16 protein-coding genes are annotated in these 26,269 nt (G+C 65.8%); 13 read left to right on the plus strand and 3 right to left on the minus strand.

Translation table 11 applies throughout. From position 1 onward, the window contains the following. Positions 1-396 precede the first annotated feature (396 nt). Positions 397-1,470 carry a ribonuclease H family protein gene (locus QP415_RS08570; protein WP_285099702.1) on the minus strand — a complete coding sequence of 358 codons (1,074 nt, stop codon included), beginning with the start codon at positions 1,468-1,470 and terminating at the stop codon, positions 397-399. A 177-nt stretch (positions 1,471-1,647) separates the two neighbouring features. Here QP415_RS08570 and QP415_RS08575 point away from each other — a divergent pair, with 177 nt between their 5' ends. After that, positions 1,648-2,991 (plus strand): hypothetical protein, encoded by a 1,344-nt coding sequence (locus QP415_RS08575; protein WP_285099703.1) that lies wholly within the window; start codon positions 1,648-1,650, stop codon positions 2,989-2,991. A gap of 138 nt (positions 2,992-3,129) precedes the next feature. After that, positions 3,130-4,443 carry a hypothetical protein gene (locus tag QP415_RS08580; RefSeq protein WP_285099704.1) on the plus strand — a complete coding sequence of 438 codons (1,314 nt, stop codon included), beginning with the start codon at positions 3,130-3,132 and terminating at the stop codon, positions 4,441-4,443. Between the two features lie 71 nt (positions 4,444-4,514). On the opposite strand, the gene QP415_RS08585 is transcribed toward QP415_RS08580, so the two are convergent. Further along, positions 4,515-6,875, minus strand: a complete 2,361-nt coding sequence (locus tag QP415_RS08585) for a S9 family peptidase (RefSeq protein ID WP_285099705.1) — start codon at positions 6,873-6,875, stop codon at positions 4,515-4,517. Positions 6,876-6,939: 64 nt separating this feature from the next. On the opposite strand from QP415_RS08585, the gene QP415_RS08590 reads away from it, so the two are divergent. From QP415_RS08590 to QP415_RS08640, 11 genes are all read left to right on the plus strand, one after another. Continuing rightward, positions 6,940-7,575 (plus strand): GtrA family protein, encoded by a 636-nt coding sequence (locus QP415_RS08590; RefSeq protein WP_442953476.1) that lies wholly within the window; start codon positions 6,940-6,942, stop codon positions 7,573-7,575. Positions 7,576-7,603: 28 nt separating this feature from the next. After that, positions 7,604-8,536, plus strand: coding sequence for a patatin-like phospholipase family protein (locus QP415_RS08595; RefSeq protein WP_048676410.1), 933 nt, complete (start codon positions 7,604-7,606; stop codon positions 8,534-8,536). A 2,446-nt stretch (positions 8,537-10,982) separates the two neighbouring features. After that, the gene (gene nrdH, locus QP415_RS08600) at positions 10,983-11,234 is read left to right on the plus strand and encodes a glutaredoxin-like protein NrdH (protein ID WP_016460788.1); all 252 of its coding nucleotides are present in this window, start codon (positions 10,983-10,985) and stop codon (positions 11,232-11,234) included. A gap of 327 nt (positions 11,235-11,561) precedes the next feature. Beyond that, complete coding sequence (gene nrdI, locus QP415_RS08605; RefSeq protein WP_048677669.1) at positions 11,562-11,978, plus strand: class Ib ribonucleoside-diphosphate reductase assembly flavoprotein NrdI; 417 nt, start codon at positions 11,562-11,564, stop codon at positions 11,976-11,978. After that, positions 11,948-14,104: a class 1b ribonucleoside-diphosphate reductase subunit alpha gene (nrdE, locus tag QP415_RS08610; RefSeq protein ID WP_016460790.1), complete on the plus strand. Its 2,157-nt coding sequence runs from the start codon at positions 11,948-11,950 to the stop codon at positions 14,102-14,104. Before nrdI ends, nrdE begins: the two co-directional genes overlap by 31 nt. A gap of 199 nt (positions 14,105-14,303) precedes the next feature. Beyond that, positions 14,304-14,849 (plus strand): hypothetical protein, encoded by a 546-nt coding sequence (locus QP415_RS08615; RefSeq protein ID WP_285099706.1) that lies wholly within the window; start codon positions 14,304-14,306, stop codon positions 14,847-14,849. A gap of 161 nt (positions 14,850-15,010) precedes the next feature. After that, entirely contained in the window at positions 15,011-15,457 is a 447-nt protein-coding gene (locus QP415_RS08620; RefSeq protein ID WP_016460792.1) for a proline-rich domain-containing protein, read from the plus strand. Between the two features lie 115 nt (positions 15,458-15,572). Continuing rightward, positions 15,573-16,253: a hypothetical protein gene (locus tag QP415_RS08625; RefSeq protein WP_285099707.1), complete on the plus strand. Its 681-nt coding sequence runs from the start codon at positions 15,573-15,575 to the stop codon at positions 16,251-16,253. A 101-nt stretch (positions 16,254-16,354) separates the two neighbouring features. Next, complete coding sequence (locus QP415_RS08630; RefSeq protein WP_285099708.1) at positions 16,355-18,106, plus strand: ABC-ATPase domain-containing protein; 1,752 nt, start codon at positions 16,355-16,357, stop codon at positions 18,104-18,106. A 561-nt stretch (positions 18,107-18,667) separates the two neighbouring features. Then, positions 18,668-19,432 (plus strand): ABC transporter ATP-binding protein, encoded by a 765-nt coding sequence (locus QP415_RS08635; RefSeq protein ID WP_285099709.1) that lies wholly within the window; start codon positions 18,668-18,670, stop codon positions 19,430-19,432. A 29-nt stretch (positions 19,433-19,461) separates the two neighbouring features. Continuing rightward, complete coding sequence (locus QP415_RS08640; RefSeq protein WP_285099710.1) at positions 19,462-21,996, plus strand: FtsX-like permease family protein; 2,535 nt, start codon at positions 19,462-19,464, stop codon at positions 21,994-21,996. 1,552 nt (positions 21,997-23,548) lie between these two features. Here QP415_RS08640 and QP415_RS08645 read toward each other — a convergent pair. Beyond that, positions 23,549-25,288 carry an L-serine ammonia-lyase, iron-sulfur-dependent, subunit alpha gene (locus QP415_RS08645; protein ID WP_285099711.1) on the minus strand — a complete coding sequence of 580 codons (1,740 nt, stop codon included), beginning with the start codon at positions 25,286-25,288 and terminating at the stop codon, positions 23,549-23,551. Between the last annotated feature and the right edge of the window lie 981 nt (positions 25,289-26,269).

Consider the following 26,269-nt stretch of genomic DNA (forward strand, 5'->3'; position numbering starts at 1 on the left):
CCACCAACTACCAACTCCGAATGCTCCTCATCGCAGGAGGCCTAGACGCCTCCACCCACACTCAACTCTGAAGAGCCGCATAACCTATCCGCATGTGCGCAACCTATCCGCGTAAGGGGCTGGATTGGGCCGGGACGCGTGCACTGGCTGCTGAGATGCAACCTCTCCTCACCGCGGCCACGGCCATGGAGTGGTTTCCCAACAATGTCGCATGCAATTCCCCTGAGATTGCTTCAAACATTGAATTCACGTCGTTGGAATTGCAACGTTTGTGGGCGGTGCCGTTTATTCGGGCGGCCGAATTGCATGCGACTTTTGGAGAGAGTGCGGCTGTCGTGCCCGGAGCGCGCCCGCCGAACGCGCGAGCCGAGCCCACCCGCGACAGAACCTCCCGGTTCAGCCGATCAACGTCGACTGGTGGTGCACCATGACCAGGCGCGCCTCGCCAGACGTTGCCGGTGCCCACACGCTGGATTCCAGCGACGCGCCGCCCTCCCAACGCACCCGGTAGCGGGTCAGGAACGCCCCGCCCAGGTTGTGCGCGTCGATGCGGCCGATGGACGGCGAGGCAGGAGAGGGCCCCGCCAGCGTCGTCGTCGCGCCGCCGCCCGGCCAGATGCGCGTCGTGCGCTCGTCGGTCATGGCCGCCAGCGCCTCCTCATCGCCGCCGGTCCACGCCAGGATGAACTCGCGCTCGCGGGCGACCGCGTCCTCCGTGGTGATCGCGGGCTCACTCACGGACGAGGCCGGGGCCGCCTCCGCGGGTTCGGTCGCCTCAGTGGGTGCGGAGAAAACGCTGGGATGAGAACGGAAAGTCGACGTCGTGGCCTCGTCGGTGCTGGCCTCGTTCGTGGCGGTCGCGTGTGAAGCAGACGCGCTCTCCGGCGTGTCAGAAGCAGTGGGAGAATCGTGCGTCTCGATCAACGAGGACGCAGCGGCAGCGCCCCCGGACGCCTGATCCGCCGACGCCTGATCCGCAGACGCGGACCCGCGCGACCCGTGGGCACCGCCCCCAAACCCCGGGCCAGGCTCGGGTGTGCGCCCAGCCTGGTAGGCCTCGGCACACGCGCGCGCGAGGTCGTCGGCGCGTTCGTTCATATGGTGCCCAGCGTGGCCCTTGACCCACTCGAAGGTGACGCGGCGCCCTTCCATGGCGCGGTCGATCTCCTGAATGAGCTCCAGGTTCTTGATGGGTTTCTTGTCGGCCTTCGTCCAGCCGCGCTTCTTCCAGCCGAGCCGCCACTTGGACACGACGTTGATCGCGTACTGCGAGTCGGCGAGGATGTGCAGCTCTTCGCCGGTCTCGGCCGTGGCCTCGAGCAGGCGCAGGATGGCGGTCAGCTCGCCGAGGTTGTTGGTGCCCTGCGGCCAGCCGCCCGCGTCCCACGTGTCCTCGTCCACGTACCAGGCCCACCCCGCGGGCCCGGGATTGCCGAGGGAAGAACCGTCTGCCGCCGCCGTAATCGTCATGCCCTCATCCTATCGGCATCCCGCTTGCCTGATCGGAAGGGGGACGAGGCCGGGGCTCGGTGTCGCTGTCCCGCGCGGTAGGTGGGCCTGGGATCGGGTGATCGGGTGTCGTGCCCTAGACTCGGATGCGGGCACATGATGCGCCCGTTAGCGCAGTGACGAGAATGGATCAGGACGATGAAGCCGCATACTGACGAGCCGCTGACCGGTGGTAGCCGTGCGAAGACCCGCAAGGGATCGCTCAGCCGCAAGGGCGTGCGCCGGTCCGGTGTCGGCGCGGCAGCACTGTCGATCGTCATGCTGATGTCGAGCTGTGTGTCTCAGGGGGCGGTGACGGAGAAACGGGCTGATCAGCTGAGTGTGGGGGATGCGGTGATCGCTGTGCGGCTGAGCGAGGGAAAGTTCTCGGCGGGACTTCCGGACCCGCCGGAAGACAACTGGATCGTGCTGCTGGACGCGCAGGGGCGGGGGCAGGCGACCCGTATCGAGGCGAAAAGGTACGGCACTGTCGCTTTCTTGTGGACTGATCGTGGTCTCTCCTTTGGGGCGCCGGATAAGGAATACGTGACGACCGATCAGGGAACGCAGGAGATCGATGTTAAACAACCGTCGATCTCTGAGTATCAACGCTTCTTGCTCCCGGACGGGAGAATTGCTGTCGTAGCTTTGGGCGAGGGGATCAGGGTCGACACGATCCACCCTCATGGGCGCATTGAGACGACGGAAATCCCCGATACTAGGGGTGAGATTGGGCAGTGTGGGCAGCACATTGTTGGGATCACCGATACTGAGGATTCTGAGAGCATCAGGTCGGCGGCGTTCGAGGCCTATGCAGCCCAGTCGGGCGGTGACATGCCGGAGAATGTTGCTGCTGTGATTCAGATCGATGAACCCAATGGTGATGTTCCCCGACTCCTTGCGGTGGCACCTGCGATTGATGGCCTGCTGACGGGTCGGATGAGTGTTCCGTGCGACGGGAACGTCATCACGGTGCTGAGTATTCAGCAGGAAGACCCAGCCGCTGTGCGTAATGGCACAAGGCAGCCATTCGATGGGGTTTTGGTCCTGCAGCGATGGGATCTGACTACAGGGCAGCGCACGATCATTCCTGTACTCGATGAAGCAGGACAGCCCATCGAAACGGATCAGGATAATTTCCTCTACTATTCTCGAGCGATCCGGGTGGGGGATGAGTACCGGTTTGTGACGAAGAAAGGCAACGCCTACGCGGTTGATGTGACGAGCGGCAACGCCAGGCACCTTTTCTCGATTCCATCGGAGAAAACTCGCAACCCAGCGGTGTTCCAGGTGAGTGAGACCGGCGTGTATGTGCTCGAGCAGAATGATGATGAGGACGTCCTCACTCTTTCGTACCAGCCGTGGGATGGGGGCGGCAAGCGTGTGCTCTTGACAACGGGCACAATGTCGCGCTACCTCGTGGAGCGAAATCTGCTGATGGGGTACAGGCGCAGCATTGAGTCCTTCGCGCTGCGCCCGGGCTGGGATGGCGGCGCCCAGTAACGCTGTCTGTCTGTCCGGGGTTCGCGCTCGGTCGGGACGTAACTCGATGGGACGAGGCTGGGGCCGCCCGGGCCTCGTGCCCTAGACTCTGGGGTGGGCGTGGAAGCGCCCGCTGCCGCGAGGAGAGGGAAGATACGCATGGGGGAACGCCTCGACGAGCTTTGTGAGACGGCTGCCGACGAACAAGAGAACGGTCGTTCGAAGAAGTCGAGGCACGCCCGCCGATGGGCGCTTCTTGTCGTCGTGCTCTCGGTTGCCGCGCTGGCGTGGAGCTGCGTTTTTCATGGGAACTTAACCCGAAAGCCGGTCGGTTTCCTCACGACGAACGATGCGGTGATCGCGCTGCGGCTCGGGGGCGGCAGGACGACGGCGGGTGATGATAAACCGTACTACGACGGCTGGATTGTGCTCCTCGACGCGCAGGGGCGAGGCCAGGTGGCATCCGTCGACGAGATAAACGGCGGAGACGTGCTGTGGAGTGACCGTGGCGTCTTCTACGGTTCGCCGAGCCAGGACTACGTGACGACGGACAGCGGGACGCAGCAGACCACGTGGCAGTTCACTCGCCGCGGCGATGTTCAACGCTACGCGCTCCCAGATGGAGCACTTGTTGCCGTGCGGCGGGAAAGCAACGACTACCACATCGGCACCCTCTTCCCTGACGGAACTCACGCGAGTGTCGAAACTGAAGGTGTCGGCCGTGGCATCGGACAGTGTGGCGGCCGGATCGTGGCGATCACGACTACTGAGAAGTCCGAGAGCATTAAGTCGGCGGCTTTCGAGGCCTACGCTGCCCAGTTCGGCGGTGGTGATATGCCGGAGGCTCTGGAGGTGGTTGTTCAGCTCAACGACTTTGACGGTGATGTTCCCCCGGTCCTTGCGGTTGCGCCTATGGGTGAGGGCTTGTCCTCGAACCAGCACATGTTCGACTGCGAAGGGGAGGTCATCACGGTGCCCAGTGCGCAGAAGAATGGCGAACGGGAATGGCTCGTTCTCCAGCGGTGGGACCTGTCGACGGGGCAACGCACGATTATTCCCGTGGTCGATGAGGATGGGAACGCTATCGAGCTGGGTGAAGACCTGGGTGTTTCCGATAGTGAAGCGATTCGCGTGGGTAACGAGTACAGGTTCGTGTCGTGGGGTGGGGATGCTTTCGCTGTCGACCCGGCGAGTGGCCAGGGACGTTACTTGTTTTCGCTTGATACGCCAAGGTATGGGCCGGACGGATACTTGGTGACCTTCCAGGTGACCGAGACCGGCGTCTACGCGCTGACGGATCGCCGAACTGACCGCGTCGTGACCCTCTCGTACAGGCCCTGGGAAGGCGGCGAGTGGCGTGACATCTTCACGACCCGTGACCTGGCTTATTACCTCAACGAAGGCTATATCTCGAGTGCCTTGGACATTCAGTCCTTCGCGGTGCGTCCGGGGTGGAACGGCGGCGCCCAGTAACGCGTGCAGCCGCGCGGCACAGTGACGCAACACGAGAGGGGCGGTCTTCCAACGAAGACCGCCCCCACCCGTTACACCGTGACGCCCACCTGGCCCAGCGCGAAGGCGAACTCCTCGCAGCGCGCCGCCCAACGGCCCTCGCGCCCGGAGGGGCCGGCGTGCCCGGCGACCATCTCGGTGCGCAGGATGATCGGACGCTCGAGCGGGTCGCGGGCGGGCGCAGACCCCCCGGCCTCGTCCGTGGAGGGAACCTGGCCGGTGGCCTCGCGCAGGCGCTGCACCCACTTGGTGGGCTCGACGAACTCGACGCGCGTGTCGTTGACCGACGTCGTCGCCATGATCGCGGGCAGGAGCGCGCCGTCGGGCACGTTCTCATACGGCGTGTAGCGGCTCATCGCGTCGAACACTGCGCGCGAGGTCAGCGGATTGCCCCACTCCTCCCACTCGCCCACGGTGAGCGGCAGGGACGGGTCCAGGATCGTCGAGAGCGCGTCCACGAAGGGCACACCCGCCAGAATCGCGCGGAAGCGGTCGGGGGCGGCGTTGGTGACCGCGCCCATGAGGAGGCCTCCGGCGCTGCGGCCCTCCGCGACCAGGCGGCCGGGCGCCACCCACCCGGAGTCGACCAGCCAGTCGGCCACGTCGATGAAGTCCGTGAAGGTGTGCTCCTTGACCAGCTCCTTGCCGTCCTCGTACCAGGCGCGGCCCATCTCGCCGCCGCCGCGCACGTGCGCGATCGCGTAGACGACGCGGCGCAGGATCGGCAGACGCAGGGTCTCGAACTCGGGGTCGTAGCTGACCTCGTACGAGCCGTACCCGATCTGCCAGCCCGCGTGCGTGCCGTCTGGACGCGCGTCGCGGTGATGGATGAGGGTGACGGGGATACGGGTCGCGCCATCGCGCGCGAGCACCCACACGCGCTCCTCGACGAACTCGGCGGGGTCCCAGCCGGGCGCCTCGTGGGTGCGCAGAGTTCGCACGCTCAGGGCCGCGGTCTCGCTTGTGTCCTCGGGGGACGAGGCCGGGGCCAGGTCCGGCAGAGCAACCTCCGCGACCGTCGGGGGCACGGTCTGTGACTGGAACTCAACCCGAAGCGGATCCTCCCACGGGGTCGGCACGGTCGCGATCGTGCGCACCGGGGCGTCGACCTCCACGCGCCGCCACGTGGGTGTGGGCTCGCGGCGATCCCACACGTCGACCTGCGTCAGCGAGTCCGAACGCAGCGAGAGCGCCACGTAGTCCATGTGGGCCTCGACGTCGGTGATGCGCTCGCCGGGGCCGGGGCTGCGCAGCGGCTCCCAGGACTCGAACGGCGTGAGGGGCGCGGGCTCATCCTCCGGCAGGGGAGTGCCCGGCGTGCGATCCGCCAGGGCCTGGCGACTATACGCGGGGGAGGAGGCGACGCCGAGGCGCGCCAACGCCTCGGGCGACCCCCCTTCGGGCAGCATCGCCTGCGCGAGCGCACCCTCCTGCGTCAGCCCCGTATGCACGATGAACAGGCGATCCCCCGCCGAATCCGCCGACACCAGCGTGCGGGCGCGCGCCGGCATGAGCGGCAGTGGGCGCACCGACGGGTGGGCGGGCAGCCACAGCCACGCGCGGCCCGCCGTCGACGACGACGAATGAATGACGACGTGCCCAGGGAAACCCGAGGGAGCGAACCCCATCTCGAAGCCTTCGTCCGGCTCGACCAGCAGCAGCTCGTCGGCCTCGCGAGGCGTGCCCACGCGGTGCAACCACACGTCGCACGCGCGCCACGCGTCATCCACGCCCATGTAGATAAAGGAAGCGGAATCATCCGCCCACGCGAAGCCGTAGCCTGCGTCCACCACGGCCTCGTCGATGACCCGGCCCGACGCCTCCTGCACGACCCACGTGTAGCGCTCATCCCCGCTCGTGTCCCGCGCCCACGCGATCAGGTGCCCATCCGGGGACGGGTACAGGTCCGCCAGGCGGAAAAACTCCTGCCCGCGCGCCCACTCGTTCTCATCGACGAGGAGCTCCTCACCCCGCGTGGGCACGCCCGGCTCGGGGACGAGCGGGATCGGCGCCCCGGCCTCGTCGCGCTCCACCGGCGCGCGGTGATGCGTCGCGTAGGACTGGCCCTCCGTGAAACGACGGAAGTACCAGAACTCGCCCTCGCGGATCGGAACCGTCACGTCGGTGAGTGCCGTGGAGGCCTTGACCTCCTCCACGAGGCGTGCGGCCGCCTCGCGCGTCGGCGCCGTCACCGCGTCCGCCCACGCGTTCTCCGCCTCCAGGTGCGCGCGCACCTCGGGGTCCTCGCCGTCACGCAACCAATCCCAGGGGTCATCAAAATGCTGCCCGAACTGGTCGCGCACCCGATACCCGTAACGCTTCGGAGCGACCGGGGGAGTGTGTGGCGAGGCCTGGGGTGTCTGTTGCGGGGTCGTCTCAGTCATGGGAACCATCTTAGAGGTGGGCCAACTGATGAGGATCCACGAAACAGCGGCGCGACCGTGCGAGACTAGGGGGGTGAACGACGAACAAGCTCCCTTGCGCGGATCCGCTGCCGCGCTCGAACCCGCGGCGCTCGCGGACCCCTCCGCCCCTTTTACTCAGGCTGGCGCCCGCGGACAGGTGAACGAGGAGCCCGCCCCGGCCTCGTCCCTCACTCAGGCTGGCGCCCGAGGGCAGGGTCAAGGGGGAGCGGCCTCGGCCTCGTCCCTGAGCCTGACGCAGCGACTCCTCGCCTGGGTGCGCGAGTTCATCCAATTCGGCATGGTCGGCGCCACCGCGTACATCGTCGACGCCGGACTGTTCAACCTGCTCCAGCACGGGCCGCTCGGCGTGCTCGCCGGGCACCCCAACACCGCGCAATTCGTCGCCGCCGCGACCGCGACCCTGTACTCGTGGATCGCCAACCGCCTGTGGACCTACCGAGGCCGCACACAGGAAAACGCCACCCGCGAAGCCATCCTCTTCTTCTTCGCCAACGCCTGCGGCATCGGCATCACCCAGTTCTGCCTCCTGTTCACCCACCACATCCTCGGGTACACCTCGGCGCTGGCAGACAACATCGCCGCCTACGTCGTCGGCTTCGCCCTGGGCACAGCGTTCCGCTTCTTCTTCTACCACTACGTGGTCTTTACAGGACATACGCGCGCGTAGGTTCACGGCGCGGCGGTAGGGTCGAAACGTGAAGGAAACGCCAGAGCACTACCCGACCCCCGAAGAATCCATCGCCACGATGGTCACCATCGACGACACCGCCCTCGTGTTCGAAGGCGGCGGCATGCGCAACGCTTACACGGCCGCGCTCGTGAGCCGACTCATCGCCGAAGGCATCAACTTCCCCCACATTTCCGGGGTTTCCGCGGGGTCCAGCCACCTGTGCAACTTCACCTCCCGCGACGCTCAGCGTTCCCACGACACCTTCGTCGACCTCGTCGAAGACCCCGAATTCGGCGGCCTCAAGCACTTCCGCAAGGGACACGGCTACTTCAACGCCGAGTACATCTACCAGCAGATCTGCTACCCCGACGGCGCCCTTCCCTTCAACATGGATACCTTCCTGGCGAACCCGGCGACCACCCGCGTCGCCACCTTCAACGCCTCGCGCGGGCAGGTCCGCTGGTTCTCCAAGGAAGAAATGAGCACCCTGGACACGCTCGGCCCCATCATCCGCGCCTCCTCTACGCTGCCGATCCTCATGCCGGCCGTCGAGATCGACGGCGACACCTACGTCGACGGCGCGCTCGGGCCCAACGGCGGTCTGCCCTTCGACCAGCCCCTGCGCGAGGGCTACCGCAAGCTCCTTGTCGTCCTCACCCGTCCCCGCGACTTCGTGAAGGGCCCCATGCCCGCCAGCGTCGGCGCCCTCCTGCGTACCGCCTACCATTCATTCCCGTCCGTGTTCGAGGGCGTGGCCTTGCGCACCGACCGTTACAACGCGGGCCGCCGCTTCCTCTTCGAGCTCGAGGAACGAGGTCAGGCCTACGTGTTCGCACCCGACAACCTGTGGATCAACAACACCGAATCGCGGCGCGAGCGCCTGGAGGCGACCTACCGTGCCGGCCTGGTCCAGGCTGTCCGCGAAATGCCTGCGATCAAGGCGTTCCTGGGGCTGTAGGCTTTCCGTTTCCTGCGGCGGTGCTTGGGGCGCCGCCGGTGTTTCGGGCGCCGTCGGGCCTTGCTGTCCGCTTGGCTTGGTCGCTGTGTGTGCCCGTGGGCGGTGCCTCCTGATCTCCGGCGTTGCTTCGTCCTGCCGGATGTTCGGCTTTGCTTTGTTCCGCCGGATGTTCGGCGTTGCTTCACCTCGCCTGATTTCCGGCCGCCGCGGGGCCTGCCCGCCCGCGAGCCGGCCGCGCAGCGAGCTTCGCTCGGCGCGTCGTCTCGAAGCCCGGCTAGGTCCCGCAGGCCCCGCGGCGACCTCCAATCGGGCGTGGCTGTCGTTCGTGTGTTGCCGCCCTGGCCCTGCCGCCGCCCACCGGCGCCGCGGCCAGGCCCCGTAGACCAGGCGGTTCGGTTCTTTGAAACCCCTGTCGCCTTTGCGAGCTTGTGCCCGCGTGGGGTTGAAACCGGTGTCGCCTTCGCGGGTGAGAAACGGGTGTTTTTGGCGCGTTTTTCGGTCGAAGAGGTGTTGTCGGTTTCAGCGTCGCCATTGTGCTGTGTCTTGTGCGCGAAAAAGTTCGCCCTGCTCGGCTTGGCGTGGGTGTGAGCGCGAAAAAGTTCGCCCGGCGCACCCAAAATGGCCTAAAATCAGCGTTTTTTGGCGTGCTGGGCGAACTTTTTCGCGGAAGTGCCGTTGGAGGGGCTGTGTTGGGCGAACTTTTTCGCGGTGAGCCCGAGAAGGCGGGTTGTTGGGCGAGTTTTGTTGCGGTGCTGTGGTCTTGTGCGTTCCCGGCGGCACGTTGGTGTCATGAAAGCCGCCAATCTAGGGGCGCGTACCGAAATTCGCATGCAATTCACTGCGAGCATCATGCTGGTTTGTGTTAGTTCGGGATGCTGTGTCACTTGTGTTTTGGAATTGCATGCGGAATTGGGGGAGGGCACGTTACTGGGGTGAGGTGGGGTGTTGGTGCGTGACTTTTTTCGCCCTGCTCGGCTTGGTGGTGGTGGAAGCGGTACAAAACTCTCCCTGCTGGCTCAAAGTGGGCCGAAAAGGGGTATTTCGGGCGTGCCGGGAGAGTTTTGTACCGGGTGGGCCCTACGAGGCCGCGTGCTGGGAGAGTTTTGTACCGGTTGGGCCCTACGGGGCCGTGTGCTGGGAGAGTTTTGTACCGGGTGGGCCCTACGGGGCCGCGTGCTGGGAGAGTTTTGTACCGGCACCGGCCTCGCGTGCGGTACAAAGTTCTCCCTGCGTGGCTTGTTATTGGCGTGAGCGTGAAAAGATTCTCCCTGCGTGCGGAAAGTGGGCCGAAATCGGCGTTTTTGTGTGTGCGGGGAGAGTTTTGTACCGGGTGATCCCTCTGGGCTGCGTGCTGGGAGAGTTTTGTACCGGTGGAGGCTTCGTGGCGTGGCGCTAGGGATCGTTGCGAGTCGACTGTGGGAACCAAGGGGTCTGCAGCCAGGGCTGCAGGCCGCATGGATGCATCCGTTTCGGTGGTACTCGGTATAACTGGTCGCTGTCCAGCAATTTCGCATGCAATTCACTGCGAGCATCATGCTGGTGTGTGTTAGTTCGGGATGCTGTGTCACTTGTGTTTTGGAATTGCATGCGAAATTGGGGGAGGGCACGTTACTGGGGTGGCCGATGGTGTGCTGGGTGTGCACGGGCAAAGAGTATTAGGGGACGCGTTGGTAAAGAGAATGGAGGCACGCGCCAGCAGCGAGATCGGGCGTGCATCGGCCCATATCTCGTGCATCGGTCCGTATCTCGCGCACCGGTCCATATCTAGGGGTGCCCTCCTGGATCTAGGACGCATATGGGCACCTCTACCTAGGGCCCGCATCTAGGGCCCGCATCTAGGGCCCGTATCTAGGGCCCGCACCGGCGCCTCGATGTAGGGATCATTGGCCATCGGGGAAGCCTTCTTGGTGTCCTGTTTGTCTCTCCGCGACCGCCTTTCCGCAGGATTCCAGCGATTTCGCCGAAAATGCCACTCACCCCTATATCTAGGGGCGCTTAGTCGCCAACGACCCCTAGATGTGCGGGTGCGACACGCCCAAGGCCGCCGCCAAAGAGTGTGACGCTCGACATTTTTTGGGTGGTTGGCAGGTGGTTATACACAGGGTGGTGATGCGTCCGTCCACAGGGTGCACAGGTGCGTGTGGGGGTGGTGGAGGCCCCTCAATGTGCTCGTAGGTTAGCGACAAACCCCAATGTTTGCGCGCATCTTCGCGCACCTGCGCGAAGGGGGCGACAAACCGCAACGACCCCTCCGAGATCCTGACCGCCCGCTCCATCCACAGACCCTTCTGTCCTCGTCCACAGTCGGGGCGTCGCACACAACATCTAGGGGTCGCTTGCGCGGGTGGCCACGAGGTGTAGTGTTGTCGTGTTCGCGGCGAACGAGCCGCTAGTAAGTCAACACAGGATGCCAACGTCCGGCCTTGAGCCGCAAGGAGACACGAACATGTCGATCACCGTTTACTCCAAGCCCCGCTGCCCCCAGTGCGACGCGACCTACCGCGCCCTCGACAAGCAGGGCGTCTCCTACGAGAAGATCGACGTCACCCAGGACGCGGAGTCCCTCGCCTTCATTAAGGGCCTCGGCTACCAGCAGGCCCCCGTCGTCGTGGCCGGCGAGGATCACTGGTCCGGCTTCCGCCCCGACCGCATCAAGGCCGTCGCCGCCGCAGCCGCCCCCCTGGCGCTGCAGGCCTGAGTCTGGCCGATAAGCCCCGGCCGCGAGGCCGGGGCTTTCGTATATCCGGGCAGGGACGAGGCCGGGGCTCGCTCGCTTGAAAAGGGCGCGCACGCGCTCACGGGAGTGGGGGAGTGAAGCATCGGCAGGGCCGGGGAAAATCGCTGACCAGATGGCCTTGCGCGTGCGCCGGCAAGCGGCGCACGAGCCCGCCGCAAGCAGCGCGCGCACACGCCGAGCCGCACGCGTCGATCATCCCACATGGGACACGCGAGCCAGGGGAGCCCGCCCGGGCCTCGTCAGTGAGACACTAGAGATTCAGCATCCCGCCAAGCAGGAAGGATCATCATGGGCATCGTCGTCTACTTCTCGTCGGCGACGGGCAACACCCGCCGTTTCGTCGAAAAGCTCGGCCTCCCGGCGGCGCGAATCCCGTTGCTTCCCAAGGATGAACCCCTGCACGTGACCGACGAGTACGTGCTCGTTGTGCCCACTTACGGCGGCGGAAATATTAAGGGAGCGGTGCCCAAACAGGTCATCAAGTTCCTGAACGACCCCGACAATCGTGCCCTGTGCAGGGGCGTCATCTCGTCGGGCAACACTAACTTCGGCAAGGCCTACTGCATCGCGGGCGACATCATCGCGGCCAAGCTGGGGGTCCCCCACATGTACAAGTTCGAGCTCCTCGGTACACCCGAGGACGTCTCCAGAGTTCGCGAAGGACTGGAACAGTTTTGGCAGAAAACTACACCGACACAGGCGTAGAGGAAGCTCCCTCCCCGGAGCTGGACTACCACGCGCTGAACGCGCAGCTTAACCTGTACGACGCGAACGGACACATCCAGTTCGACGCGGACCGTGCGGCGGCTCGCCAGTACTTCCTCCAGCACGTCAACCAGAACACGGTGTTCTTCCATGACCTGGAAGAGAAGTTGAAGTACCTGGTGGACGAGGGCTACTACGAGAAGCACGTCCTGGACCAGTACGACTTCGCGGACATTAAGGAACTGTACAAGCAGGCGTACGCCCACAAGTTCCGCTTCCCGACGTTCCTGGGCGCGTTCAAGTACTACACGTCGTACACGCTCAAGACCTTCGACGGTAAGCGCTACCTGGAGCGCTTCGAGGATCGTGTCGCCATGGTGTCCCTGTACCTGGCGCGCGGCGACATTGAGCTGGCTCGCAGCTTCGTGGATGAGATCATGACGGGTCGCTTCCAGCCGGCCACCCCGACCTTCCTCAACGCTGGCAAGGCGGCGCGCGGCGAGCTGGTTTCCTGCTTCCTGCTGCGCATCGAGGACAACATGGAGTCGATTGCGCGCGGCATCAACTCCGCCCTGCAGCTGTCCAAGCGCGGCGGCGGCGTCGCCCTGCAGCTGACGAACCTGCGTGAGTCGGGCGCCCCGATCAAGAAGATCCAGAACCAGTCCAGCGGCGTCGTGCCCGTCATGAAGCTGCTCGAGGATTCCTTCTCCTACGCGAACCAGCTGGGTGCGCGTCAGGGCGCGGGCGCCGTGTACCTGCACGCGCACCACCCGGACATCATGCAGTTCCTGGACACCAAGCGCGAGAACGCGGACGAAAAGATCCGCATCAAGACGCTGTCCCTGGGCGTCGTCATCCCGGACATCACGTTCGAGCTGGCCCGCAAGAACGAGGACATGTACCTGTTCAGCCCCTACGACGTGGAGCGCGTCTACGGCGTGCCCTTCTCCGAGATTTCGGTGACGGAGAAGTACCACGAGATGGTGGACGACGGTCGTATCCACAAGAAGAAGATCAACGCGCGTCGCTTCTTCCAGACGATCGCGGAGATCCAGTTCGAGTCCGGCTACCCCTACATCGTCTTCGAGGACACGGTGAATAAGGCGAACCCGATCAAGGGCCGCATCACCATGTCGAACCTGTGCTCGGAGATCCTCCAGGTGTCCGAGGCCTCGACCTACAACGACGACCTGTCCTACGCCCACGTCGGCAAGGACATCTCCTGCAACCTGGGCTCGCTCAACATCGCGAAGACCATGGATTCCCCGGACTTCTCCAAGACGATCGAGATGGCGATTCGCGGTCTGACGGCCGTCTCGGACCTGTCGGACATCGGCTCGGTGCCGTCGATTGCCCGCGGTAACGCGATGAGCCACGCGATCGGCCTGGGCCAGATGAACCTGCATGGGTACCTGGCGCGCGAGCGCGTGCACTACGGGTCCGAGGAGGCGCTCGACTTCACGAACATCTACTTCATGACGGTCCTGTTCGAGGCCATCAAGGCCTCGTGCAAGATTGCGCGCGAGCGCGGCGAGACCTTCGAGGGCTTCGAGGAGTCGAAGTACGCGTCGGGCGAGTTCTTCCGCAAGTACATTGACGAGGAGTGGGCTCCCACCACGGACAAGTGCCGTGAGCTGCTCGCCGCCTCGTCGATCAAGGTCCCGACCCAGGCGGACTGGGAGGCCCTGGCTGCCGACGTGGCCAAGTACGGCATGTACAACCAGAACCTGCAGGCTGTGCCTCCGACGGGTTCCATCTCGTACATCAATAATTCGACGTCGTCGATTCACCCGATCGTGTCCCGCGTGGAGATCCGCAAGGAAGGCAAGATCGGCCGCGTCTACTACCCGGCGCCGTACATGACGAACGAGAACCTGGAGTACTACCAGGACGCGTACGAGATCGGCCCGGAGAAGATCATCGACACCTACGCGGTGGCCACCCAGCACGTGGATCAGGGCCTGTCGCTCACGCTGTTCTACCCGGATACGGTGACGACGCGTGACCTGAACAAGTCTTACATTTACGCGTGGAGGAAGGGCATTAAGACCCTGTACTACATGCGCCTGCGCCAGATGGCCCTGGAGGGGACCGAGGTCGAAGGCTGCGTGTCCTGCATGCTGTGACGTCACGCCCGTGTGTCGGGTGGTGCGGGGGTCGGGAAACCGGCCCCCGCGCCGTTTTATGGGGGACGAGGCCGGGGCTGAGGGGCCGGGAAATGGGGGGTGATGGCGCGTGAGAGCGTCGTCGTTTATTCGGATTTTCGAGAAAGCGCTCGTATGATGTGGGGGTATATCCCCTCACATCTTCTTCTCGGAGCAAGCGATGAGTGATCTGACGAATCCCTACGGCGTTGATCGCGCGAACCAAGGCGGCTATGGGCAGCAGGACACGTACGGTGCGCAGTCGGCATACGGGTCCCAGGCCTCGTATGGGGGAGCGTCCCCGTACGGCGCGGGGCAACCGGGGTATGGTGCGGGGCAGCCTCCGTACGGCGCGGGGCCGGGCATGCCGGGCTACGGGCAGCCGCAGGGCTATGGTCAGCCCGCCTACGGGAGCTTCGGGTACGCCCTGAACCCTGCCGTTGAGCGTGTGCGTTCGAACGCATCGATGGTTCGCATCATGGCGTTTATCAGCTTCGTCACCATCGGGCCGATCCTCTCGATCGGCGCGTGGGTCTGGGGTGGCATGCTCGTGTCCGAGGCCCAGGGTCTTAACGCCCCCATGGACGTGATGAATGATGTGAGTGGTGCTCGAAAGATTGCGATGATCTGCAGCATCATTCAGATTGTCGGCATCGTGCTCCTGATCATCTTCTCCTTTGTCTTCCCCTTGCTGATGCTGGCCTTGTTGGGCGGGGCGGACTACTGATTCGTCCGAGCGACGGCGGTGGGCATCCCCTGCGGGGTGCCCACCGCTGCCGCTGACGAGCTGTGGCGCATTGCTCTCCCGTCACCGTTGGTTACTGATGCTGCTGTGCGTGCGCTAGGATGAGCCGCGTATCTGCTGACCTATTCCATTCGGAGTATCCCATGAGCGATCCCACCAATCAGTACCCCTCCAACGGTCAGGCCCCTTACGGTCAGGCCCCCTATGGTCAGGCCCCGCAGGGCGCGCCGCAGGCCCCCTACGGCCAGGCCCCCCAGGGAGCCCCGCAGGGTGCGTACGGCCAGGCCTACGCGCTGAACCCCGCGCTCGAGAAGATCCGTTCGAACGCCTCGACCGTTCGTATCTTCTCCTTCGTGAGCTTCATCTTCGGCGGCCTCTTCCTGTCCGGCGGCATGTGGATCTGGGCGAACAACATGACGGCTGAGGCTCAGAACCTCGGCGCCCCGCTCGACATTGCAACGGATCTGGCGAGTGCTCGTAACACCGCGAAGATCTGCACGATCATCCACGCTGTCGTCCTTGCGCTGGGCCTCGTGTTCATCATCGGTTTTGTTGTTCTTGCCATCATGGCAGAGGGCTCGAACTACTGAGTTGTGAACCGTGTGGGGTCCGGATCGAGTCTCGATCCGGACCCCACACGTGTATGTGCGAGCCTCCTGTTAGGATGCTTCTCGTATTGATCTGAGAGAAGAATTGGAGCCTCCAGTGAGCGATCCCCTGAACCCGACCCCTGCGGATAATTACGCCCCCTACGCGCCGAACGACTCGGGTAGTGGTTCCTACGCTCCTTCGCAGGGCGGCTACGCGCCCGCAACCCAGGAACAGCAGTCCTACGCGCCGAACGGCTCTGGCGACGCGTCGTACGCTCCTTCGCAGGACGGCTACGCTGCCTCCGCTCAGGGCCAGCAGCCTCAGTTTGGCCAGCCCGGAGCAGATCAGTACGCGCAGTACGGCCAGCCCGGAGCAGACCAGTACGCCCAGCAGCCTCAGTTCGGCCAGCCCGGAGCAGATCAGTACGCGCAGTACGGCCAGGGAGCCCAGGCCTCGTACGGCCAGCCCCAGCAGGCCTATGGTCAGCCGACATACGGTCAGCCCGTGTACGGCCAGCCGATGTACCCCTCGCCCGCATCCGCGCAGTTCGACAGTTTGCGTACCCAAGCGATCATCGCGATCGTTGTGTCAGTGATCAGCTGGTTCGTCTTGTGGTTCCTCGTGTCGATCCCGTCGGTGATCTGGTCCTTCATCATCGACTCCAACGCCAAGAATCAGGGCGCACCGCAGAACATCCGGAGCTTGACGAAGGCCGCGAAGATCGTCTCGATCGTCATGGTGTCCATCCAGGCCTTCTTCTTCATTCTCGGGGTTATCGTCGCTATCCTCGACTGACGCCACCGTGAGAGTCGCTCGACAGTGCTGACTCCTCACACACGGGAGCCTGTAGGAACGGTGATGCCGTTCCTGCAGGCTCCGCCTGTATTCTTGAGGGTATGACTCCCCGATACGAAGCACCCTCGCGCTCGACGTCCGGAAGCGACGCTGACCTCCTCGACCAGCTGCGATACGCGGACGGACGCCCCTACGGCTTCTACAAGAACGCCCTCGGTGCCTGGGATTACGGGGACTTCACCCTCGCGATCGATCACGTGCAGGCCGACCCCTACGCCCCGCCCTCGTCCCTGCGCGCCTGGTCCACGCCCGAGGCCATGGGACTGCCCGAGGCCGCCCTGGCCTCGTCCGACGCGCGCCTGGCCGCCGCCGACTTTATTGCCCGCTCCTTCGACGAGGCTATCCGCGCCCGCGGCACGCGCGACGTGTCGATTGCCCGCGCTGGCGCCCTCATCCTCCAGCGCTCCTACGCGACCGTCCTGCCCGACCGCGTCGAGGTGCGCTTCCAGGTCAAGCTCCCCGCGCGAGGCCGCACGATCCTCGGCAAGACCGCCGCCCGCCTCTTCGACGTGGATGTGCCCAACATCGTCATGGACTGCTTCGACTTCGTGTCCGAGGACCCGGACACGACCCGCAAGCGCTCCCGTCTCCTCGGCCACGTCGCCGCCTACGAGGACTACCGCGCCCTCCAGGGGATCCTCGAGGAGCGCGGCTGGGTGTCCTTCGTCGCCGACGAGGCCATGCTGGCGCGCCGATCCGGCATCTCCGAAACGCCCCTGACCGGTGACGGCGTCGTTGCCTTTTCCGCCCCCGAGTCCCTGCGCGCCACCGTCACCCTGCCGCACGCCGGCGAGGTGAGTGGCATGGCGATCCCCCCGGGCCTGACCCTCATCGTGGGCGGCGGCTACCACGGCAAGTCGACTCTCCTCGAGGCCATCGCCCAGGGCGTGTACGCGCACATCCCCGGCGACGGCCGCGAACTCGTCGCCACCGACCCCACCGCCACGAAGGTGCGTGCCGCCGACGGGCGAGCCGTCACCGGCGTCGATATCTCACCGTTTATCACCCACCTGCCCGGCGGCGCCGACACCACGTCGTTTTCCACCGAGAACGCCTCCGGCTCCACCTCGCAGGCCGCCTCCATCATCGAATCCCTCGAGCTGGGTGCGCGCACCCTCCTCATCGACGAGGACACCTCCGCGACCAACCTCCTCATCCGCGACACACGCATGCGCGACCTCGTCGCCGCCGAGAAGGAACCCATCACACCCCTCGTTGACCGCGTCACCTCCCTCACCGAGGCCGGGGTCTCCCTCATCATGGTCGTCGGCGGCTCCGGCGCGTTCCTCGACGCGGCCGACCGGGTCCTCATGATGGACAACTACCACTGCCTCGACGTCACCTCCCGCGCGCGCTCAGTCGTGGCCGACCTGCCGCGCCCCCGCACCGATGCCCCCACCAGCTGGGAGGCGGCACCCCGCGTGCCCGCCGCGAAGGCCCGCGTGGACCGCCCGCGCACCAAGGCCTCGGGCACTTCCGTGCTGACGATCGACCGCTCGACCGTCGACATTTCCGACGTCGCCGCAGTCGTCGACCCCGGGCAGGCCGAGACCATCGCCTGGTGCGTGCGCGGCGTCCTCGAAGAGATGGCCGGCAAGCAGTCCATGCCTGAGCTCATGGCCAAGCTCGGACGGCGCCTCGCCTCCGAAGGCCTGGATGCCGTCTGCAAGTTCGGCGCCCGCTCCTACCCAGCGTTCCTGGCGCGCCCGCGCCTCATCGACGTGGGCGCTGCCATCAACCGCTACCGCGGACTGTCCCTGCGCGAGCCGCGCGGCGAGTCGGACGAGTTGTAGTCGCTTCAGGCCCCACGGGTGTTCCGGGCGCCGTCGGGCCCGGCCGCCCACGAGATCGCCACACGCGAGCTTCGCTCGGAGTGGTCGATCTCGAAGCCCGCCCGTGCCCTCCGGACCCTCCGGCGCCCTTCACACCAGTGGGGCTTGGGTTGCTGATGGGTGGCTTGGCGTGTCGACTCGTTGTCCGGCCAGGCCCCGCCACCGCCCACGGGCACCGCAGCCAGGCCAACGTGGCTATCGTGCACCCAGCAATTTCGCATGCAATTCCCCTGGGACTCTTTCAAGATTTGAATTGGCATCGTTGGAATTGCAACGATTCCGGAGGTTGTTGAAAGTTCACGCAATCGAATTGCATGCGAAATTTCTGGTAGGTGTCTGCGTCCTCACTCATGGGTGGTGCGGTCCGGACCAACAACCCCGCAAGCACATAACACGGGAACTACGGCGGTCGGCCCCTAGGCGCACCGGGGACAATCCCCGAGGACACCCCGGGTGGTCTCGGGGATCAATCAGGGGAAACCTCCGTAGCGGTGACGCACGCCGCAGGCGCACGATGGATGCATGAACACGAACACAACAATTGCGCAGGCCCCCGCGGCCGCACCGGCCCCGGCCTCGTCCATCGTCCGACTCCAGGGCGTCTCCAAAATCTACGGAAGCGGCGACGCACAGGTGCGCGCCCTCGACGACGTGAGCGTCGGCTTCGGTGCCGGCGAATTCACCGCCATCATGGGCCCCTCCGGCTCCGGCAAGTCCACGATGATGCACATCCTCGCCGGCCTCGACGCCCCCACCTCCGGGCACGTCTTCGTCGAAGACACCGACATCACCGCCCTGAAAGACACCGCGCTGACCAAGCTGCGTCGCGACCGCATCGGCTTCGTGTTCCAGTCTTTCAACCTGGTGCCCACCCTGGACGCGCGCGCCAACATCCTCCTGCCCATGCGCCTGGCTGGGGCCACCCCCGAGAAGGAATGGTTCGACCTCATCGTCAGCTCCCTGGGCATTGCGGATCGACTGAGTCACCGCCCCTCCGAGATGTCCGGCGGCCAGCAGCAGCGCGTCGCCGTCGCCCGCGCCCTCATGAGCCGCCCCGCCGTCATCGTCGCGGACGAGCCCACCGGCAACCTCGACTCGCACTCGACCACCGAGGTCATGGACCTGCTGCGCCGCGCCGTCGACGAACTCGGCCAGAGCGTCATCATGGTCACCCACGACACCGCCACCGCCGCCTACGCGGACCGCGTCCTCGTGTGCCGAGACGGCCGCATCGTCTCCGACCTGCGCGACATCACCGCCGACAACCTGACCGCGGCGCTGCGCTGAACGCGCGCCCACACCCCAAGGCTCATCTCATGTCTGCAACAAACTCCCTCCTGAGTGCCAACCTGCGCTCCCACGGCCGCCGCTACATTTCCACCGGCCTGGCCGTCGCCATCTCCACGGCCTTCATCGTCATCACCCTCATTGTCATGACGGCGATGACCTCGGGCCTGACCTCCAGCGTCTACAGCCAGTACCGAGGCGGCACGATCGTCGTCTCCCAAAACGACGACGCGCCCGAAGGCGCCATCGAAAGCGCCGAAAAAACCCTGAGCGCAACCAGCGGCGTCACCGCCATCAAGCACATGGCCCAGTGGCCCGCCGACGCCCAAACGGACGCGACGCGCGCCGGCCTCTACATCTCGCCGATGGCTCCCAAGCCCTTCGCGGACCTCGACCTGAGCGCCGGAACCGCCCCGACTGCCGACGACCAGATCGCCATCCCGGAGCACACGGCCTTGACCCTCTCCCTGAAGGTCGGCGACACCGTCCGCGTGCGCGCCGGATTCACCGAGGGCGACTACCGCACCCTCACCGTCGTCGGCACCACCCGCTCGAACACCATCAGCATGGGCGTGCCCGCCAGCTACGTGACCGACGGTGGATTTTCCGCGATCTTCGGAACGACCGCCTCCGGGAAGTTCATCGTCGCGACTTCCGGATCGGATGAGGACAGCAACGCAAACCCTCCCAGCGCCACCCAGGACGAGTGGGTGGCAACAGCAAACTCCGCTTTGAGTGGCGTCTCGGGCGTGACCGTGACCAGCGTGCACCAGGCAATCCAGGACGACCTCAACCAGGCGCGCCTAGGAGCGTCCATGACGATGGGAATCATGCTGATCTTCCCGGCGATCGCGGCGCTCGTGGCCTCTATCGTCGTCTCCTCGACATTCCGCGTCGTGCTCACGCAGCGCACCCGCGAACTGGCGCTGCTGCGCACGCTGGGAGCAACCAGGCGACAGGTCCGCTCGCTCGTGACTCGCGAGGCCCTCGCGATCGGAGCGATCTCATCCGCGATTGGCGTCGCGCTCGGCTGGCTGATTGGCGCGCTCGCGGAGGCGGGAACCGGCCTGGCCTCTAGCGTCGTTGCAGCGCTGGCGGGGGCCTCGCCCTGGCAGCTGGTCTTCACATGGCTGGGCGCCACCCTGTTCACGACGCTGGTCGGCGTCTTCCCGGCCCGCGCCGCCTCCCGCGTCGCCCCCGTCGCCGCCCTCGCCCCCGTGAACGAGGCCGGGGCCGCCGCCCGCAAGAAGCACACCGTCCGCTTCATCATCGGCGCGCTCATCGCGGTGGCCGGATGTGGAGCTGTGGCCCTCGCGTGGCGCTCGGATAGCGGTGGCACGAAGTTCCTCGGTGCTTTCGGCGGGTCGCTCCTGGCGCTCCTCGGCGCGCTGCTCGTCGCTTCCGTGCTGCTGCCCGCCCTCACCCGGGCGTTCGGCTCGGTATTCCCGGGCACCCTGTCCGCCATGGCCCGCGAGAACACGATGCGCAACCCCGGCCGCACCTCCGCGACCGGCACCGCGATCATCATCGGCGTGACCCTCGTCGTCACCATCATCGTCGGCGCCGCATCCGTGCGCACGACCCTCACCAACGCCGTGAACGACGCCCGCCCCTTCGACCTCATGGCCACCTCCACGAGCGGAGCGCTCACCGACGACCAGCAGGCCGCCATCGCGGCCACCGACGGCGTCGCCGCCACCGTCGCCCAGTACGCCGCCCCCGGCACCCTGACGACCACCTCGGGCGCGCCCGCCTACGCCCCCACCGAGGGAGCTGGGTCGGAGGACGAGGCCCAGGCCTCGTCGGTCATGATCACCGGAGAACCCGACTACACGGGCGTCACCCACTCGACCGTCAAGCAGATGGGTGATGACCAGGTGCGCGTCGGCGACGAGGCCCTGGCCGGGCAGACGCTGCGCTTGTGCGCCGAGTCGTGCGTGGACCTGAGCGCCGTGTACGACAAGAACGGCAGCGTCGGCGAGGCCCAGGTCTCCGAGAAGACCCTGCGATCCATCGCGAGCTCGCTCGAGCGTCAGGCAATCATCATCAAGATGGCCGACGGAGCCGATGCCGAGACCGTCCAGGCCGCGCTGCTCAAGGACTCGCACCTGAGTGTCAACGGCTCCGCGCTGGAGCGCCAGATGTACACGAAGATCATCGACCGGCTGATGCTCGTCCTCGTCGGACTGCTCGGCGTGTCCGTCCTCGTGTCCCTGGTGGGCGTGGCCAACACGCTGTCCCTGTCGGTCGCCGAACGCACCCGCGAAAACGGGCTGCTGCGGGCCCTCGGCCTGACGCGACGCCAGATGAAGAGCCTCCTCGCCCTCGAGGCGCTGTTCCTGTCGCTGACCGGTGCGCTCATCGGTGTCGGCATGGGCGTCGCCTTCGGGTGGGTCGGCGTCATGAGCCTGCCGGTTGAGGGGGCCACTCCCGTGCTGAGCGTGCCATGGCTGCAGCTCGTCGGCGTGTGCGTCGTCGCCATCGTGTCCGCGCTCATCGCCTCCTGGCTGCCCGGACGCCGGGCAGCGAAGGTCAGCCCCTCGGAGGCGCTGGCGACGGAGTGAGTGCTGGTTGATTGACTGCGGTTGATTAACCGCGGTTGGTCGACTGGTGTTGATGACGGGTGGGGTGCCGCGAGGCGCCCCACCCGTTGGCGTGTGTTGCTGCGTGGGCCCACGGGTGTTCCGGGCGCCGTCGGGCCCGGCCGCCCGCGAGATCGCCACACGCGAGCTTCGCTCGGAGTGGTCGATCTCGAAGCCCGCCCTAGCCCTCCGGACCCTCCGGCACCCTCCACACCAGTGGTGCCCGGTCGCTGTTGTCTGGTTCGGCGCGTCGCCTCGAAGCCCGGCCAGGCCCTGCCACCGCCTACGGGCACCGCAGCCAGGCCCCTCTGTCATCCAGCAATTTCGCATGCAATTCCCCTGAGTGTATTTCAAGTATTGAAATCTAATCGTTGATATTCTGCGGTTTTTGAGCGCGCGTTGATTCGTGTCGTGGGGGAATTGCATGCGAAATTTGCTTGGGCTGGGTGTTGCTGTCGTTTGTGGATACCGCGGCCGGGCCCCGCCGCCCACGGGCACCGCAGCCTGGCCCTCCGGGCTCGCCGGTGCCCTCCACACCAGTGGGGCCCGGTCGCTGATGGGTAGTGCACTGGAGGGCCTACGTCTGCACGCGCGAAAAAGTTCTCCCTGCGTCGCTGTTAGATCGTGAAAGCGCGAAAAAATTCGCCCTGCGTGCTCAAATTGGCCTAAATTCGGCGTTTTTACGCGTGCTGGGAGAACTTTTTCGCGGAAGAGCCACTGGAGGGGCGGTGTTGGGCGAACTTTTTCGCGCCAAGCGGTCCTGCGCCGGTCTTGTAGGCGACGCGGCGCACTACTGGCGCACTTCAGGTTGGTGGCGGTGGGGGTTTTGCACTACACGAAGCCTTCTTGCGGCGTGTCGCCGGCGTGTCGGACCCCCGTGTCGTGCAATTCCCCCCGACTGGCGGCGGCGCGGCCGCGAGTCGAAGGGGGTGTGGCCGCCAAAGTGCAGACCCATTGGGCGAAAATCGCTGAAAATGGCCTGTTTTGGCTGAATGGGTCTGCACTTTGGCGGAATTGGCGGGTGTGGACGCATCGATTGCGCTATTCGGCGCTGCGGGCGAGGCGGATGCGAGTCGGATCTGGCAGCTGGGCCCCACTACTGGCACCAGTAACCCGCTAATGCGCAGCTAAACCCTATTGGTGGCACGGTGGGCCGCCCGCCCAGGCCACCACCCATCGGGTTAACGTGCGCATGAAAGGGCCCAGGCCGCCACCTATCGGGTTAACGTGCGCGATCAGTAATTTCGCACGTAATTCCCCTGTGATTACTTCAAACATTGAATTCGTGCCGTTGGAATTGCAACGTTTTCGGGTGGTCTCAAAAAATGACCGAGGGAAATTACGTGCGAAATTTGTTCGGCTGGGTGCTGCTGTCGTCTGCAGGCACCACGGCTAGGCTCCGCCACCGGCCACGGCTAGGCACCGCCACCGGCCACGGCTAGGCACCGCGGCTAGGCCCCGCCACCGGCCGCGACCATACCCCGCGACCATACCCCGCGGCCACGCTCAGCGCCGCAGTCAGGCCCCGCAGGCCTCAGCACTCCACGACGTTGACGGCCAGGCCGCCCTCCGAGGTCTCCTTGTACTTCGAGAGCATGTCGTTGCCGGTCTGGCGCATCGTCTCGATGACCACGTCCAGGCTCACCGTGTGGCGGCCGTCGCCCCACAGGGCCATGCGCGCCGCGTTGATCGCCTTGACGGCCGCGATCGCGTTGCGCTCGATGCACGGCACCTGCACGAGGCCCGCCACCGGGTCGCACGTCAGGCCCAGCGAGTGTTCCATCGCGATCTCTGCCGCGTTTTCCACCTGCTGCGGGGTGCCGCCGAGGGCCTGCGCCAGTCCGGCGGCCGCCATCGCCGAGGCCGACCCGACCTCGCCCTGGCAGCCAACCTCCGCGCCAGCGATGGATGCGTTCGTCTTAATAAGAGCGCCGATAGCTGTCGCCGCCAGCAGGAAATCGTGCACGAGGGCGCGGCGGCGGGCCGCGCACGCCTCGGGCGACGTGGGATCATCCGAGCAATCCTCCGAGGAGTCCGCCGTCATACGAATATGCGCCAGCGGGGTCACCGCGCCGTCCTCCGTCGCAGGGCCCGCCGCCACGCCGGGCGTCGACCCCGTCTCCGGGCAGTGAGTCACCAGGTAGCCGAGGACCGCGGGGATCACGCCGGCCGCGCCGTTCGTCGGTGCGGTGACGACGCGGTGTCCGGCCGCGTTCTCCTCGTTCACGGCCAGGGCGAAGAGGTTCACCCAGTCCATCGCACGCATCGGATCGGCAACCGTCGACACCCAGGCGCGAGCAGCAGGGTAGTGGGCACCCGCCGCGGGAGATGCGCCCGAGGGGGCCCCGGCCTCGTCCGTGGAAAGCTGGCTCCCCGTCAGACGCTCCGCGAGCTTTCCGGCGAGCGCGCGGGCGCGGCGCGGCACATCCAGGCCGCCTGGCAGGATGCCCGCCGCCGACGTGCCCGCGTCCACGCAGTCGAACATCGTGTCGGCGATGCGATCCAAGTACGCGTTGACGGTCTCGTGGGGTCGCACCGCCTCCTCGTTCGTGCGCACGAGGTCCGCGATGCTCAGGCCGGACGCGTCGCACGCGGCGAGCAGCTGCGCGCCCGACGCGAAGGGGTGCGGCGCGGGAACGTCGATGCCGACGCCCGCCTGGCTCGTCGCGAGCGAGGACACCTCCGGGTTTTGCGGGTCGTCATTCGTCTGGATCATGACGAAGCCGCCGCCCACCGAATAATAGGTGCGCTCCAGGATGGTGGCGCCGTCCTCGTCGGAGGCGGTGATCGTCAGCGCGTTCACGTGATAGGGCAGGATGGTGCGCGCCGCGAAACGCACGTCCTCGGCGATGTTGAGGGGGACCTGCGTGCCGCTCGGCAGCGTCAGCATGTTCGACGAGGCCAGGGCCGGCAGGATGGACTCCACCGTCTCGATGTCCACTGTCTCCGGGTCGTAGCCCGCCAGGCCGAGGAGGACCGCGCGGTCCGTCGAGTGCCCTCGGCCCGTCGCACCCAGCGACCCGAACAGGTCAATCGTGATGTGCGAGGGCGGCTTCAGCGTCGTCAGCTCCGTCGTAAACGCCAGCCCCGCGCGCATCGGACCCACCGTGTGCGACGAGGACGGCCCGATACCGATGCGGAACATGTCGAAAACCGACAGCGGGTGCGGCGCATCGTGCGCGGCCACCTCGCCCGAGACGATAGCTGCGGGCGTGGGACGCGACGGGTCGTATGTCGTAACAGATGTGCCGAGGGCGACGGGGCGAAGATCCATGGGGACTATTGTGCAGCAGCCGCCCGGGACGCTGCCTGTTGTGGGTGGTGCCCGCCAGATTCCCGGCCGCTGGCCCGCCAGATCTCCGGCCGCCGCGAGGCCTGCCCGCCCGCGAGCCGTCCGCTCCGCGAGCTTCGCTCGGAGTGGTCGATCTCGAGGCCCGCCCTGGCCCTGCCACCGCCCACGAGCGCCGCAGCCACACCGCAGGCCCTGCGGCGGCCTCCGGGCGTGCTTGTCGTTCGCGTGTTGCCGCCCTGGCTCTGCCGCCCACGAGCGCCGCAGCCACACCGCAGGCCTTGCGGCGGCCTCCGAGCGGGGTGTGGTCGGCTGGTCCCTGCGACCTCAGGCGTAGCAGTTTCGCATGCAATTCCCCTGAGAATGTTTCAAGTTTTGAAGTCGGATCGTTGATATTCCGCGGTTTTTAAGCGTGCGCCGATTCGTGCCGTGGGGGAATTGCATGCGACTTTGGGGTGGTGATGGTGCGGGAGCGTGTGTGGTGCGGGCGCGTGGTGCGGCGGTGTGATGGGGCATGTGGTGCAGGGGTGTGATGCGGGGGTGTGATGCGGGGGTGTGGTGGGGTGTGTGGCGCGGGCGGGGGTGTGATGGGGCATGTAGTGCGGGGTGTGGTGGGGTACGGGGTGTGGTGCGTGGGCGTGCCGGTGGCGCGCCGACGCGTGTGGATAGAAGTTCGAGGGTGGGGACAGCGCGGTTTCCCTTGCGGTACTTGACGCTTGGTGGGCGATACCGCTGTGAAAATAGGACCTTCGGTTGGTTGTCGTGGATGTGTCAAGCGCAGTCAAGTTCCACATTTTGATTTGTTGCCATCCGTTAAAAAAGCCAAAAATAGGTCACATGAGACAGTTTCATAGACTGATACCAATAGGTAAAACCGCTTTATCCTGCGGAAATATCGCTTGACTATTTTTCTGTAAGGTAGCCCACTTGGAGAGTTGGACAAATTGGGTTGCATTTTTCAGTAAC

Source organism: Pauljensenia sp. UMB3104 (genome assembly GCF_030217285.1).
Lineage (GTDB): Bacteria > Actinomycetota > Actinomycetes > Actinomycetales > Actinomycetaceae > Pauljensenia.